Genomic DNA, 13,929 nt, shown 5'->3' with positions numbered 1-13,929 from the left:
GGTTTATCGGGGGCTGGTGCCGTGGATGGGGACGGACGCGGTCGGGGCGGCGGCAGGAGCTTGCGTTCCGCCGCCCAGCGCCGCATACAGCCGGACCCGGCTGGACAGCAGCGCGCGACGTGTCTGCGCGAGTTTCTGCTGGGCCGCCAGCAGATCGCGTTGCGCGTCCAGCACCTCCAGATAGGGCGAGGCGCCATGGTCATACCGCAATTGCGCCAGGCGGGCGCGTTCGCTTTGCGCCGCCACGGTCGCGCGCAGCACGTCGACCTGCTCGGCCAGCCAATAGCGGGCCGACAGCGCATCGGACACGTCCTTGAACGCCGTCTGTATGGTTTCTTCGTAGGCAGCCACCGCCTGGTCGCGACGCGCTTCGGTCAGCTCCAGGTTGGATGAGCGACGGCCGGCGTCGAAGATGGGCAGATTGATGCTGGGCGCGAAATTCCAGGCGCGGCTTGCGCCGGAGAACAGGCCGTCCAGTTCACTGCTGGCGGTACCGAAGGCACCCGTCAGGGTGATGGTGGGCAGAAAGGCAGCGCGAGCCGCGCCGATGTTGGCGTTGGCGGCCTTGAGCTGGTGTTCGGCGGCGACGATGTCGGGGCGGTTGACCAGCAGGTCCGACGGCAGGCCTGCCGGCAGTTCACGCATGACGGCGCCATCGTCCAGGCGAGCGGGCAGCGTGGGCAGGTCCAGCGGGGCTCCCACCAGCAGTTCCAGCGCACTGGCCTGCGCGGCGCGGGTCTGTTCCAGATCCGCGCCCAGCGCCTTGGCTTGCTGCCACAGCGTTTCGACCTGGGTCAGATCCAGTTTCGAGATCGCGCCTTCCTCGAAACGGCGGCGGAAGATGCGCAACGATTCTTCGCGCGAAGCGATGGTTTCGCGGGTCAGCGCCAGGCGCTCGTCCAGCTCGCGCAAGGACAGATAGCTGTCCGCCACTTCCGCGACCAGGCTCAGCGTGGCGGCACGGGCGGCTGCGTCGGAAGCCAGGTAGTTTTGCAGCGCGGCGTCTTTCAGGCTGCGCACGCGGCCCCAGAAGTCCAGTTCCCAACTGGCCATGCCCAGGCCGACCTGATATTGGCTGGAAACCAGCGGTTGCCCGGTGAGGTTCAGGTCGCCCGGCACGCGCGAGCGGGAACCGTCTGCCTGTACGCCCACGGTGGGGAACTGGTCGGCGCGCTGGATGCCATACAGCGCACGGGCTTCTTCCACGCGCAGCAGCGCGCGGCGCAGGTCGCGGTTGTTGTCCAGCGCCGTGGATATCAGCGTTTGCAGCACCGGGTCCGGGAAGTAGGTCCGCCAGCCGATTTCGGCTGCCGCCGCGGCTCCCGCTGCCGCTGCTTCAGGGCTGGGGGCCGAGTAGGCGGTCGGCACGGGCAGGGCGGGGCGGTGGTAGTCGGGCACCATGGAAACGCAGCCGCTGGCCAGCAGCGCAAGCACGGCTGCGGGTACGAAACGCGTGGCGATCGTGGCCGGAAACGGGCGGCATGTCATGCGGGGTCTCTCCAGCGCGGGGGGCCGGGTGCGTCCCTGGGCAGGCAGGCTTGTGGCGCCGCCTTCGGGGCGCACCCGATACCGGGTTGATGCTTGTAGGTATTGTGCGGCGCGGCGGCTGAGCATTCCTTGACCAGGATCAAAGTAACGACTGACTGGTCGGTTTTTAATGAAACCCATTGCACAGGAGCAGAGGGATGGTCATGCAGCGCCGTCGTCTTCCTCCGGCAGTGCGCGTCGGGCAGATCCTCGACGCCGCGCTCCAGGAGTTCTCGCAGGCGGGCTATGCCGGCGCCAGGATGGATGACATCGCGCTGCGGGCAGGCCTGTCCAAGGGCGGACTCTATGCGCATTTCGACAGCAAGGAAGCCGTCTTCGAAGCCCTGCTGGCGCGCCACCTGAGTCCCTCGCGACTCGATATCGAGGCCGTGGTGGATGGCGCGCAGTCGCCGCGCCATCTGGCTGAGCGCATCGTCAATCACCTGTACGTCAGCCTGGGCAATCCGGCCATGATCAGCACCATGCGGCTGCTGCTGGCCGAAAGCGGTCGCGTCCCCCATCTGGCCGCGCGCTGGCGGCAGGAGACCGCCGAAGCGCATCAGGCCGACATCGCGCGGCTTCTGGAGCGCGCGCGGGCTCGCGGCCTGTGCGCCGACTGCGTGGCGCTCAAGCATCCCTGGCTGCTGCTGTCGCCCATCGTCCATACCCTGGTCATGTCCGTGCTGTTGGGGCCAGGCGAACGCCTTGATCTGCCCGAGCGGCGGCAGGCGCATGTGGCGCTTATCTGCGAACTGCTGCGCGCAGGGCCCGCGTGACGCACGCGCGCAGAGTTCCTTGACGCTGCGCCCGCCTTGGTGTCCTATCCAGGTTGGTCGCGTGGCGGCCATGCACGACCTACACGGCGAGGTGACATGGCGACATCGGGAGTGACGAGCGGCGCATCGCCCTGGCGTTATCTGCCAGTGGCGCTGGCATTGGTTATTCCCATCCTGGCCTGTGTGGGCTGGACCTGGCTTCAGGCTCACAACGAGCAGCGGCTTGCCGGTGAAACGGCCGCGCGCATCGTGCGCGCCCAGACCCAGAACATTCTTTCCCAATCGCGGGACATGCTGGGGCGGGTTGCGGAGCTTGCTGGCAAGCCGTGCGCCGAGGTGCTGCCGGCGTTGCAGCGCTGGGGCACGCTGAACCCGTATTTCCGCTCACTGGTCCTGGTCCGCGACAAGCGCGTCTATTGTTCATCGGCCGTGGGGCCGGTGGATGCCTCGCTCGACGATTTCAGCAAATGGAAACTCAATGTCGTCTCGGAGTACTGGGAGATCTCAGTGGCCGGCACGTCCCTGGCGCCGGAGCGCCCGGCCATCCTGATGGGCAAGTCCGGTGCCGACGGCCGCGGCGGCATCATTGTGGTGGACGGCCGTTATGTGCAGGACCTGTTGAACGCCGTTGCCACCATGGACGACCTGCAGCTGGAATTGGTCGTGGGCAGGAACGGCGCGCCTATCCGCAGCGACTCGTGGGGCGGCTCGGCAGCGCGCGCCGTCCCGTTGCGACACGAGAAAACGGACCAGGCCGGGGCGGGAGGGATCAGGGTCAATGTCCTGGCTCCGCCGGAGATCCTGGTGCTCGCGTGGTCGCGGTCCATGGCGACGTATCTGCCGGTCGCCCTGCTGCTCGGGTTCGGGCTGGCCGTGGGCACGCATCGTTTGCAGGTCAGCAGGCGATCATTCAAGGAGCAGTTGCGTCGCGCCATCCTCGCGGACGAGTTCCTGGTGCACTACCAACCCGTGTATGGGCAGGCCACGGGCCGTTGCGAGGGCGTGGAGGCGCTCATGCGCTGGGAGCGGCCAGGTATCGGGCCGGTGCGCCCGGACGTCTTCATTGCCGCGGCCGAGGCCGAGGGCATGATCATTCCCCTGACCCAGCATCTGCTGGCGTTGATCGAACGCGACATGCGCGCCTGGCCCACGCCGCCGGATTTTCATATCGGCGTGAACATCGCGGCCGAGCATCTGTCCAGCGTGGAACTGCTGTCCGATGTGCAGGCCTTTGCTGTCAAGGTCGCGGCCAGGCGGCCGCTGGTGGTGCTGGAAATAACCGAGCGCAGCCTGATCACGGACAATGGCCAGGCGCGTCGCAATATCGACGCCTTGCGCGCCCAGGGCGTGCGCGTGGCCATCGATGACTTCGGCACGGGCCATTGTTCGCTGTCGTATCTGCAGAAGTTCCCGGTGGATTACCTGAAAGTCGATCAGGGTTTCGTGCAGGCCATCGGGCCTGCGGGCGAAGAGGCGCCGGTGCTGGACGCCATTATTACGCTGTCGCACCGCCTGGGACTGGCGGTGGTGGCGGAGGGCGTGGAAACGCCGTATCAGTTCGACTACCTCAAGGCGCGCGGCGTGGCCTTCATCCAGGGCTATCTGTTCGCGCGGCCCATGCCGTCTGCCGAGTTCGTGCGCTGGTACGCCGGCCATGAGCAACCGGGCGCCGCGGCTTAGTCTTCAGGCGTTTTTTCCGCTCGGGGTGGCCTTGGCGAAGAACAGATCGGTGATGCTCTGGCTGTCCATGGGTTCGCCGTTGATGGCGCGGGCCAGCAATTCGGCGCCCAGCAGCTGCACCGAGAACACCAGGTCGGGATTGACCCGGCGGATCTTCTCCAGGTGCTTGCTGGTGTTGACGAGCGCGACAGTCTTGGCGCCGTCTTCTCCGGCCGCTTCCTTCGCGGCCAGCACGATGAACGCGTTTTCCGCGTCGTCATCGCGCAGCGCCAGCACATAACGGGCGCGCGTCACGCCCGCGTTGTGCAGCACTTCCACGCTGGAGGGGTCGCCTTCGATCAAGTCTGTGGCTGCGGGATATTCCTGCGGCACGCCGGCAGGCACGATGACGGTGACTTCGTCGCCGCGCCGGCGCAAACCGTCGTAGACGCTCATGGCCAGGGGCGTCGCGCCCGCGATGATGATGTGATTTTTGCGCATGGCGGTGGAGAACCTGCCTTTGACCAGCCGTTTCAGATTGCCGCCGATCACCGGTCCGGCGATCGCGCTGATGGAGGTGGCGAAGATAGTGATGCCGAGAATGATAATCGACGCGGTGAAGAGCCGCGCGGTCCCGGTGTGCGGGGTGATGTCACCGTAGCCCACCGTGGACATGGACACGATGGAAAAGTACAGCGCGGTGGTGGCATCCGTGATGGGCGGGTTGAATTCATTGCCCAGGTAGAGCGTGCCGAAGACCGCATAGATCAGCAAGGAAAGCATGCTGACCAGGGCGAACAAGGAGCCCGCGGTGACGCTGGCGCGGTCGAAGCGGCGCCAATAGGCGATCAGCGCGATGACGAGAACCAGCGTATAGATCCCCAGGCCGGCGCGGCCGCTGTCGCCCATGATGGCGAATGTGCCGACACCGATAAGCAGCACCAGCGAAAACGCCCACGCGATGCGGGCCTTGAGGATCAGCCCGAGCGCAATGACCTGCAGTCCCACGCCCAGCACCAGGCGCGGTATTTCCAGCAGGCCGACCACGCGCATCACCTCGTGCCAGTTGTCGATGGCAAGCCAGAAACCATATTCGCGCGCGCGGACCTCGCGCAGCACGGGGTGCATGAAAGCATATCCGTCCAGGGCCACCAGGATGGCCAGGCACCAGTTGGGCGGAAAGAGTGCCAGCACCTTCCGGAGTCGGCGCGCGAGGGGAACGGGCAGTGTGGGCATGAGGTTTGGCGGGAACGCGTCCCAAGTCCTTTGCCGGCATTGTAGGGGGCATGCCGCCCTATACCATTTATGTATGGAAGGCTATCAACAAAGAATTACTGCATTCCTGCCCGAGGTCCTAAACTTCTTGCATCACGCGGCTATCCATACGGAACGCCGCTGATAAGGGCGGGACGCCCGCTGTTTTACCTGGCGGACGAATCGCTCGGCGTTGATCACGTCGCAGCCTGTGCAGGGACTAGAGACCCCGCTCGGGTTCAACGGTCTGACCGTACGTGAGCAGTATGAGGCACGAATGTTGGAATCGCGTGATCCAGGTAGTAGGCATCAGTGCCGGCTGATGACTCCAGGTTCACGTGTTGTTTTAGCGCGGCGTCTTAACCTTTCGAGGCAGCGCCGCGTTTTTTTCGTCCGGCTGCCGGGCCCGTTGCGGGCCAGGCGTCAATTGGACGCGCTCGCGTCCGCCGTCTCACGGCGCCAGTCGTGCTGGGCCTCCTGTCGGCTCTCTTCCCCCGTTACCCGAAAATCCAGGTCCAGCGTGATATCCGCTGCGAACATGTAGCCCCAGCCATGCACGGCGCGGATCGGCAACGTCATCTGGTTGGCCGCCGCCTTGCGCCGCAAGCGGCTGATCATGACGTCCACGAAGCGACGCCGCGTGATGCCGCTATCGGCCTCGTCCGAGCCGTCCGCGTAAAAGGCATCGCGGCTGACCTTGCGGTCGGGGGCGTTCACCAGCCGCGACAGGAAGTCGCGTTCGCCTGTGGTCAGCCCGAGAGTCCGGCCCGAAGGGCTGATGAGCGTCCAGCCTTTGTTCGTCAGGCGCCAGGTTTCATGCATGGGGTCATCAGCGGAGTGTCCGTCGGACGCCGCATCGGCGCCATCCAGGCCTACCGCACGTCGCACCAGCGCCTGCAGCGCCGCCGCCAGTTCCAGTCCGGATACATCCGGCGGCAGGCACGCGTCCGCGCCGCATAGCAGCGTGCGGATGCGGCTTTCCGCATCGGTGAAGGCGGCGATCGCGACGATGCCCAGGCTGCGATCCACCGCGCGCAGACGGACCGCGGCGTTGTGGATGTCTGGCAAGGGCGCCTTCAGCACTACCAGCGGGCTGGGGTGGTGGGAGTATCTGTCATAGACGTCCGCCAGATCGTGGCAGCGGCGGACGTTGAAGCCCAGGTGCGACAAGGCTTCGATGAGTCCTGCGTGCCTGGCGCCGTCATGGACCAGAAAAATGACATCCAGCGTGTTGTTCATTGATGCTTCCAATGGGGGGCAGGGTATGGCCGCTGTGCCTGATGCCTAGGCGTGGCGTTGCGTGTCATGCCCCTCTCCCCGTGCTGCGCGCCATGACGCGAGAGCGCCGGACGGTGTTGTTCGGATGGGCGCGTGGCCGGGGGTTGTGCCCCTGGTTTCATGCCTTCGCCGATGGCCGCCCATGCTTCGATGCTGCTTGGAAGTCACGCCCGTGTTTCATTTGAACACGGGCGTGTTTTTTTGTGAAGATACGTTTCTGTAGTTTCTGACAGTAACAGAAACCCTGGGCAGGGCGCCATGGAAACACTTGAAATCTTGTCCGTTTCGATGTTCCCGCCGTGGAACCATTATGTATCGCCGATACATTATTTTCGATTTTGAATACTTCAAACGCCATAAACTTGCGCAGGTTTTTCACCTCGGGGGCGTTCAGGCGCCCGCGCCGACAGCCGCGCAGCAATGCTGGCGAGGAAATGCAAGTCAATGATAGATATGATTTTTTCCGTGGCGTGGCAGCGCGGCGCCACGGGCTTTTCCCAGATGCGGCGCATGTGTTGGCAGCCAGCTGACGCGATTTGAGGATTAGCCCGGCAAACGTGGGCGTAATCCGTTTATTTGGCGTCAGTCTTGAGATGTTTTAATCAAATAAATAAATTCTTATTAATGTCTCGGGTTGATCGATTGGACACGTTTAGCCATCGTCTGCGCAACGCAAGAATGCTTCAGGGATGGACTCAAAAGGACTTGGCGGCCGCGAGCAACCTGTCGCAAAGCGCTATCGGCAACTACGAAAGCGGGCAGCGCCGCAGGCCGTCGAGCGATGCGCTTATCAAGCTGACCCGGGCCTTGTGCGTTAATCCCATGTGGCTCAGCACCGGCGAAGGGCCGATGCTGAATCCGGGTCCCGACGGTGCCCAGTCCGGGACTGAGCACGCGGGGCTGCCTGCCGCCTGGCCTTTCGAATCTGTCTCCTACGCCACCTATGCCCGCCTGAGCTCGCAGGAAAAACGGCAGATCGAACAAGTGCTGGCCGCCTACATCAAGGCGCGCGGCGAATAGACCCCAGAGGTTGCGCGGGCGCGCTGGCGGGACGCCGCCGGGCGTCGGCGGCGGGCGCCAGCGCCTCGTCGTCGGTGCGCAGGCGGCTGCGCAGGCGTTCCACGGGATCGGCGATCACACTATTGAGCAGGGCCGAGAACGCAATGGTGCTCGTGATAACCAGGGCCGAGAACAGCAGCGGCTGGTCCAGGTGCGCGTCTTCAAGCATCCACGTGAAGAACATGATCACCAGCGAGTGGCAGATATAGATCGGGTAGCTCAATTCGCCGATCGCCTTGTCCAGCCTGTGGCGCGACTGAAACAGGAAGGCCAGCGGCAGCAGCGCCGCGAACAGCAGCACCGCCAGGCCGTCGCGTATGTTGTGGTTCATGGCGATCGAGAAATGCAGCACACAGTACGCTGCGAGGACCGCAGTGCCGATCTCGGGCAGGCGCGTGATGCGCTGCGTCCAGGCCTTGTAGCGCGGCAACAGCACCTGGTGCGACAGCGAACCAAGCAGGAACAGCGCCAGCTCCGTCGGAAAGAACCGGTAGGTCCATGGATCGCTCAAGCCGACACCGCTGGCGATCAACACGCCGCGCAGCGCCAGCGATGCGGCCAGCAAGGCGAGCAGCCTGCGCGGTGAGCCGAGAATAAAGGGCGCAACCAGGTAGAAACTCATTTCCACGCCCAGCGTCCAGGCCTGAGGCACCAGCAAGCCCTCATAGAGCGGTACTTCGCTGTGCGCGAAGCTGCCCGTGAACTTCAGCGCGGAATGCTCGATGCCGAAGAACATGAGCCAGTCCTGGCCCATGATGAAAATATTGGAAAGCACCAGGAACAGCTCGGCGCTGAAGGGCAGGGCGTCGTAGATGCGGAAGAACGCGCCGCCGCTCATCACGTGGGCCGCAAGCGTCAGCCCCGCAACGGCCAGGTAGATCGGAAACAGGCGCAGGAAGCGGTTCGCGTAGAACTTGCCCACCGCGCCTTGGTAGTGATCAGTGGCGGTGAGCACGTAGGAAATCAGGAATCCCGAAATGACGTAGAACAGTTGTACCGCGAGGCGGCCTCCCACCAGATGATCTGTGTTGCCCCCGCCCAAGTGGTCCAGCACTACCGACAATGCCAACAACGTTCTCAGAAAGCCCATCGCCGTGTCTCCCCGGATTGATCTTTTTCTTGGCCCCAGAGGGGGCCGGACACCTGCGCCTGCGGTCGTTGCAATCGGTTCCCGTGCCCCGCGTGCCGGCTTGACCAGGGTGACGATCTGTACTGATTCTGCGCGTCGGCGTGCAGCGCCGCCATGGGGCTTTCGATGCAGCAAGGCCATGCAATTGGAGCGTGGCGGCCGCATGCCGTGCTGCTTTTGGATACCGCTTATGGGCTTAGGACATGCATGCGCGGCCGCAAGGCCGGTTACAGTCGGGGTATGGAAATTGATGGAGTTCCGTACATGCCTAAGCTCTTGTCCACGCGTAGCCGTTTGTTTGGCCTGGCTCTGCTTGCCGCGGCCCTGGCCGGTTGCGCCGGATCCACGGGTGGCGCGCGTCCGCAAGGCGCCGCCGCGGCCAACGCTGCCAGCAGCGCGGATTCGCTGGCTCAGACCAGCTGGGAACTGGTGCGCTGGACGCAAGCGGGCGGCGCGCTGCGCGACATCCCGCATGGCGACAACGGCGAGCCTGTGCGCCTGACGTTCCTGGCGCAAGGCAAGCAGTACCGCGTCAATGGTTTTTCCGGATGCAACCGCTACATGGGCACCTACAAGCTCGACAGCGGCAAGCTTTACATCGACGCGCCGGCCGCCACGCGCATGGCCTGCCCGGCGCCGGAGCGTGCCCGCCTGGAAGCGGATTATCTGCGCGGCCTGGCGTCGATCGACACTTTCACGCTGGATAACGGCGGAGCGCCGCGGCACCTGACCTTCAATCTGCGCGGCGGCGACGTGCTGGAATTCGAGCGGCGCCAGGACCCTCCTACTCCTTGACCCGTAGGGCTTGACGCCTGTCCAAGCGTGTCAAGTCATGAAAAACGGTGCCGGGCCCGGCCTACAATGGCGCGGTCCGGCCCGCCGCCATGCGCGGGCGTGGCATTCCACGTTTTTTCGGGAGACTCTCATGCCCTTTTCCGCATCCCTGCGCTGGCTGGCGCCTTGCCTGTTGTCCATCGGACTGGCCGCTTGCTCTTCGCCGCCCCAGCGCGCCGCGGATGGGCAGGACCCGCGCTTTCAGCCGGCTTCCGCGTCCGACATGTTGGCGCAGACCAGTTGGGATCTGGCGCGCTGGACCTTGCTCGGCGGAGCCCTGCGGCAGATTCCACACCCGTCGTCCAATTCGCGTCCGCTCACGGCCAGCTTCGTCCATGATCGAGGCTCGCCGCGCATCTCGGGGTTTTCCGGCTGCAACCAGTACAACGGTTCCTATACCGTCGCCAATGGCCTGTTGATCGTGCAGGGGCGCCCGGTGTCGACGATGATGGCCTGCGCGCCGCAGAACATGAAACTCGAGCAGGACTTCCTGGCCGCGCTGACCAGCATTACTGCCTCCTCCGTGGACAGCGCCAACAATCCCCAGCGCATGACATGGGTGCTCAGCTCGGGCGACAGGCTGGACTTTGGCCGCCGCGCCGATCCCATCGCCGGCGGTCAGCAAGGGCCCACCAAACTGGTCTACGTGAACTCGGAACGCGTTCCCTGCAGCTCGGGCGCAGGCCGCTCCATGTGCTACCAGGTGCGTGATAGCGCGGCGCAGCCGTGGCAGCTTTGGTACGGCGAAATCACGGGCTTCAATTTCCAGCCGGGCGTCCGTTACCGCCTGCGCGTGGTCGAAGTCAGCAACCCGAATCCGCCCGCCGACGCTTCCACCCTGAACTGGGTGCTGGACGCGGTGGTCGAGCAGGAAATCGTCAATCGTTGAGCGGGATCAAGCCGGGCGGCAGGCGGGAAAAACCGCCCAGCGATTACTATTACGCCTTTCGCCGCCCGCTTTTTTCCGCTTTTCCATGACTTCCGTCGTCAATATCGCCGCCTACAAATTCGTTTCGCTGGATTCCTTGCCGGAGTTGCGCGCCCGCCTCCTGGACGAGGCTGGCCTGGCCGGACTCAAGGGCACCATCCTGTTGGCTGAAGAGGGCATCAACCTGTTCCTGGCAGGTTCGGCTGATGGCATCGACGCCTTCCTGCGCACGCTGCGCGCGGATCCGCGCTTCGCGGACCTGGAAGTGAAGTTCAGCCACAGCGCGACGGTGCCGTTCCGCAAGCTGCTGGTCAAGATCAAGCGCGAGATCATCCGCATGAATCACCCTGCGATCCGCCCGGAGGCGGGCCGTGCGCCAGGCGTGGACGCGCGCACGCTGGCGCGCTGGCTGGAGCAGGGGGCGGACGATGCAGGGCGGCCCGTGGTCATGCTGGACACGCGCAATGCCTTCGAGGTCGATGAGGGCACTTTCAAGAACGCCATCGACTGGCGCATTGAACGCTTTACGCAGTTTCCCGCAGCAGTGCAGGCCCACCGGGCCGAACTCGAGGGCAAGACCGTCGTGAGCTTTTGCACCGGCGGCATCCGCTGCGAAAAGGCCGCCATCTATATGAACGAAGCCGGCATCGAAAACGTCTTCCAGCTCGATGGCGGCATCCTCAAGTATTTCGAGGAAACCGGCGGTCCGGGTTACGACGGCAAGTGCTTCGTCTTTGACGAGCGCATCTCGCTGGATCCGGCGCTGGCGCCCAGCAAGGCATAAGCCAGGACATCAATGAAAAAGAGCCCGCTATAGGCGGGCTCTTTGCATTTCGCGGGCTTTGCGGGATCAGCGCACGCGCATGCCGGGCTTGGCGCCGGGGAACGGTTCCAGCACGTAGATGCCGGCGTCGACCGCCTCATCCGCGTGGCTGGCCGCCAGCACCATGCCTTCCGAGACGCCGAACTTCATCTTGCGAGGCGCCAGGTTGGCCACCAGGACGGTCAGCTTGCCGATCAGGTCTTCCGGCTTGTAGGCCGACTTGATGCCCGAGAACACGTTGCGGTGGCGGCCTTCGCCCGCGTCCAGGGTCAGGCGCAGCAGCTTCGTCGAGCCTTCCACGTGTTCGCAGTTGACGATCTGGGCGATGCGCAGGTCGACGCGTGCGAAATCATCGATGGAGATGGTGTCGGCGATGGGCTCGCCGCCGGGAACCACGACGGGGGCTGCGGGCGGTTCGAACAGGTCTTCCAGCATTTGCGGTTCGACACGCTGCATCAGGTGCTTGAACGGCGCCACGCGTTGCGGCAGCACCGAGGCATCCGCCCAGGTGAAGGGCGCCTGGGCGCCGAACAGTTCCAGGGCCACGCGTTCGGCCAGCGCGGGCAATACCGGCGCCAGCATTACGGACAACGCCTTGAAGCCCGCCAGCGAGCGCGAGCAGATGTCCTGCAGGGCTGCTTTTTGTGCCTCGTCGGCCGTGGCGATACCCTTGGCCAGTACCCACGGCTGGGCCGTATCGAACGCCTGGTTGATGCGGTCGGCGTAGGCCATGATTTCGCGGATGGCGCGGTTGTACTCGCGCGCCTCGAACGCGGCGCGGATGGACTCAGCCTGTTCGGCGTACTCCGCGGCCAGCGCCGAGGTGTCGCCCGAATAGCCCAGGACGCCATCGAAATGCTTGGTGATGAAGCTGGCGGCGCGGCTGGCGATGTTGACGTACTTGCCGATCAGGTCGCTGTTGACGCGCGCGATAAAGTCCTCGGGGTTGAAGTCCATGTCTTCGACCCGCGCGTTCAGCTTGGCGGCGATGTAGTAGCGCATCCATTCGGCATTCATGCCGAGTTCCAGGTAGCGCAGCGGCGAAATGCCCGTGCCGCGGCTCTTGGACATCTTTTCGCCGCTGACGGTGATGAAGCCGTGCACGTTCACCGCGTCAGGCGTCTTGCGTCCGGCGAACTTCAGCATCGCGGGCCAGAACAGCGCGTGGAAGTACACGATGTCCTTGCCGATGAAGTGGACCTGTTCCGTGGGGCCGGCGGGATCGAGCAGTTTGTCGAAATCCATGCCCTTGACCGCGCAATACGACTTCAGCGACGCCAGGTAGCCCACGGGGGCGTCCAGCCAGACGTAGAAATACTTGCCCGGCGCGTCCGGGATCTCGATGCCGAAGTAGGGGGCGTCGCGCGAGATGTCCCAGTCGCCCAGCTTGGCTTCGCCATCGTCCGCGCCCAGCCATTCGCGCGTCTTGGCCAGCATTTCAGGTTGCAGGTGCTTGCCGCCGGCGGCGTTGCTGCCGGTGGTCCATTGCTGCAGGAATTCCACGCAGCGCGGATCGGACAGCTTGAAGAAGAAGTGGTCAGAGGACTTCAGCACTGGCGTGGCGCCGGTCAGGGCCGAATACGGATTGATCAGCTCAGTGGGCGCGTAAACCGCGCCACAGACCTCGCAGGAGTCGCCGTATTGGTCCTTGGCATGGCACTTGGGGCATTCGCCCTTGATGTAGCGATCTGCCAGGAACATGCCCTTGACCGGATCGTAGAACTGCTCGATGGAGCGGGTTTCGATCAGGTCCTGGGCCTTCAGCGCGCGGTAGATGTCTTGCGACAGCGCGACGTTCTCGGCCGAATCGGTGGAATGCCAGTGGTCGAAGCGGATGTGGAAGCCGTTCAGGTACTGAGGGCGTTCGGCGGCGTAGCGGGCCACCAGGGCCTGCGGCGTGATGCCTTCCTTTTCCGCCTTCAGCATGATGGGCGCGCCGTGCGCGTCGTCCGCACCCACGAAGTGCACCGTGTGGCCCGCCATTCGCATCGAACGAACCCAGATATCAGCCTGGATGTACTCCATGATGTGGCCGATGTGGAAAGATCCGTTGGCGTAGGGCAGCGCAGTGGTGACAAAGAGGGTGCGAGACATGGTTGTCTTTGGAGGTTGAGGGAAAAAGGGGGGTAAGCCGGCCATTTTAGGGCAACGGCAGGGACTTGCCCGGCCGGGGCCTGCTATGGCTCAACCCGCCCTTCGCGGCGGGCGAATCGGGCGGGTTGCAATGTGAGGGGAACCTGCGGCGGATGCGGCAGCTCGGCCAGGGGGCGCATCAAACCCCGGCCCGCCTGCGCCGGGGGCGGCGCAAGCATGCTGGAAAGCCGCCGTCAGCGGATTTCGCGGGCTTCGACGTCGATCACATCGCCGCGCGGCTGCGTGGCGAAGGGGGCGGTGGCGGGCTGGAACGGTCCCGGGCGGGCGCCTTGGCGCTGGCTCCAATAGGCGCGCACGCCGAAAGGTTTGCCGCGCACCTTGGCGACCACGTACAGGATCGCCACGGCGATCGCCGTGGAAAGCATGAACACCAGCGCCATCGCCATGCCGATCAAGGCCAGGGCGGCGAATAGGACGGCACGAAAGAAGCGGATAAGTGTGTTGGTCATGAAGATCGGATGCAAAACGCAGCGAAAGGTTCCCGGGTATCCGCTATCCTTTAGGGGAT

12 protein-coding genes are annotated in these 13,929 nt (G+C 64.5%); 6 read left to right on the top strand and 6 right to left on the bottom strand.

Annotated elements, in window-relative coordinates:
- Positions 1–3 precede the first annotated feature (3 nt).
- Complete coding sequence (locus VCS63_RS24605) at positions 4–1,488, bottom strand: efflux transporter outer membrane subunit (RefSeq protein ID WP_323881258.1); 1,485 nt, start codon at positions 1,486–1,488, stop codon at positions 4–6.
- 197 nt (positions 1,489–1,685) lie between these two features.
- Here VCS63_RS24605 and VCS63_RS24600 point away from each other — a divergent pair, with 197 nt between their 5' ends.
- Both VCS63_RS24600 and VCS63_RS24595 read left to right on the top strand, forming a co-directional pair.
- The gene (locus VCS63_RS24600) at positions 1,686–2,303 is read left to right on the top strand and encodes a TetR/AcrR family transcriptional regulator (RefSeq protein WP_063959986.1); all 618 of its coding nucleotides are present in this window, start codon (positions 1,686–1,688) and stop codon (positions 2,301–2,303) included.
- Between the two features lie 96 nt (positions 2,304–2,399).
- Positions 2,400–3,983: an EAL domain-containing protein gene (locus tag VCS63_RS24595; protein ID WP_063642871.1), complete on the top strand. Its 1,584-nt coding sequence runs from the start codon at positions 2,400–2,402 to the stop codon at positions 3,981–3,983.
- A 3-nt stretch (positions 3,984–3,986) separates the two neighbouring features.
- Here the strand turns inward: VCS63_RS24595 and kch are convergent, their stop codons facing one another.
- Both kch and VCS63_RS24585 read right to left on the bottom strand, forming a co-directional pair.
- On the bottom strand, positions 3,987–5,198 hold the full coding sequence (gene kch, locus VCS63_RS24590) for a voltage-gated potassium channel protein (protein ID WP_076815598.1): 1,212 nt from the start codon (positions 5,196–5,198) through the stop codon (positions 3,987–3,989).
- Between the two features lie 441 nt (positions 5,199–5,639).
- Positions 5,640–6,455, bottom strand: coding sequence for a response regulator transcription factor (locus VCS63_RS24585; protein WP_164792978.1), 816 nt, complete (start codon positions 6,453–6,455; stop codon positions 5,640–5,642).
- A gap of 663 nt (positions 6,456–7,118) precedes the next feature.
- Between VCS63_RS24585 and VCS63_RS24580 the strand changes: the two genes are divergently transcribed.
- On the top strand, positions 7,119–7,514 hold the full coding sequence (locus VCS63_RS24580) for a helix-turn-helix domain-containing protein (RefSeq protein WP_082884769.1): 396 nt from the start codon (positions 7,119–7,121) through the stop codon (positions 7,512–7,514).
- On the opposite strand, the gene VCS63_RS24575 is transcribed toward VCS63_RS24580, so the two are convergent.
- The gene (locus VCS63_RS24575) at positions 7,495–8,643 is read right to left on the bottom strand and encodes an acyltransferase family protein (RefSeq protein WP_042795194.1); all 1,149 of its coding nucleotides are present in this window, start codon (positions 8,641–8,643) and stop codon (positions 7,495–7,497) included. The genes VCS63_RS24580 and VCS63_RS24575 overlap by 20 nt on opposite strands.
- Positions 8,644–8,946: 303 nt before the next feature.
- Between VCS63_RS24575 and VCS63_RS24570 the strand changes: the two genes are divergently transcribed.
- The 3 genes from VCS63_RS24570 (at position 8,947) to VCS63_RS24560 (ending at position 11,228) form a co-directional block, all read left to right on the top strand.
- Positions 8,947–9,477 carry an META domain-containing protein gene (locus tag VCS63_RS24570; RefSeq protein ID WP_063642866.1) on the top strand — a complete coding sequence of 177 codons (531 nt, stop codon included), beginning with the start codon at positions 8,947–8,949 and terminating at the stop codon, positions 9,475–9,477.
- A 130-nt stretch (positions 9,478–9,607) separates the two neighbouring features.
- Positions 9,608–10,405, top strand: a complete 798-nt coding sequence (locus VCS63_RS24565) for an META and DUF4377 domain-containing protein (protein ID WP_323881254.1) — start codon at positions 9,608–9,610, stop codon at positions 10,403–10,405.
- 85 nt (positions 10,406–10,490) lie between these two features.
- Positions 10,491–11,228: a sulfurtransferase gene (locus VCS63_RS24560; protein ID WP_063642864.1), complete on the top strand. Its 738-nt coding sequence runs from the start codon at positions 10,491–10,493 to the stop codon at positions 11,226–11,228.
- A gap of 66 nt (positions 11,229–11,294) precedes the next feature.
- On the opposite strand, the gene metG is transcribed toward VCS63_RS24560, so the two are convergent.
- Together metG and VCS63_RS24550 are read right to left on the bottom strand one after the other, a co-directional pair.
- Positions 11,295–13,361 carry a methionine--tRNA ligase gene (gene metG, locus VCS63_RS24555; protein ID WP_042795191.1) on the bottom strand — a complete coding sequence of 689 codons (2,067 nt, stop codon included), beginning with the start codon at positions 13,359–13,361 and terminating at the stop codon, positions 11,295–11,297.
- Between the two features lie 233 nt (positions 13,362–13,594).
- Positions 13,595–13,870, bottom strand: coding sequence for a hypothetical protein (locus VCS63_RS24550; RefSeq protein WP_042797363.1), 276 nt, complete (start codon positions 13,868–13,870; stop codon positions 13,595–13,597).
- Positions 13,871–13,929 lie beyond the last annotated feature (59 nt).

Source organism: Achromobacter sp. D10 (genome assembly GCF_035282245.1).
Classification (GTDB): Bacteria; Pseudomonadota; Gammaproteobacteria; order Burkholderiales; family Burkholderiaceae_B; genus Achromobacter; species Achromobacter insolitus.
The sequence above is the reverse complement of the archived record's forward strand: the minus strand, read 5'-3'. Positions and strand labels throughout refer to the sequence as shown.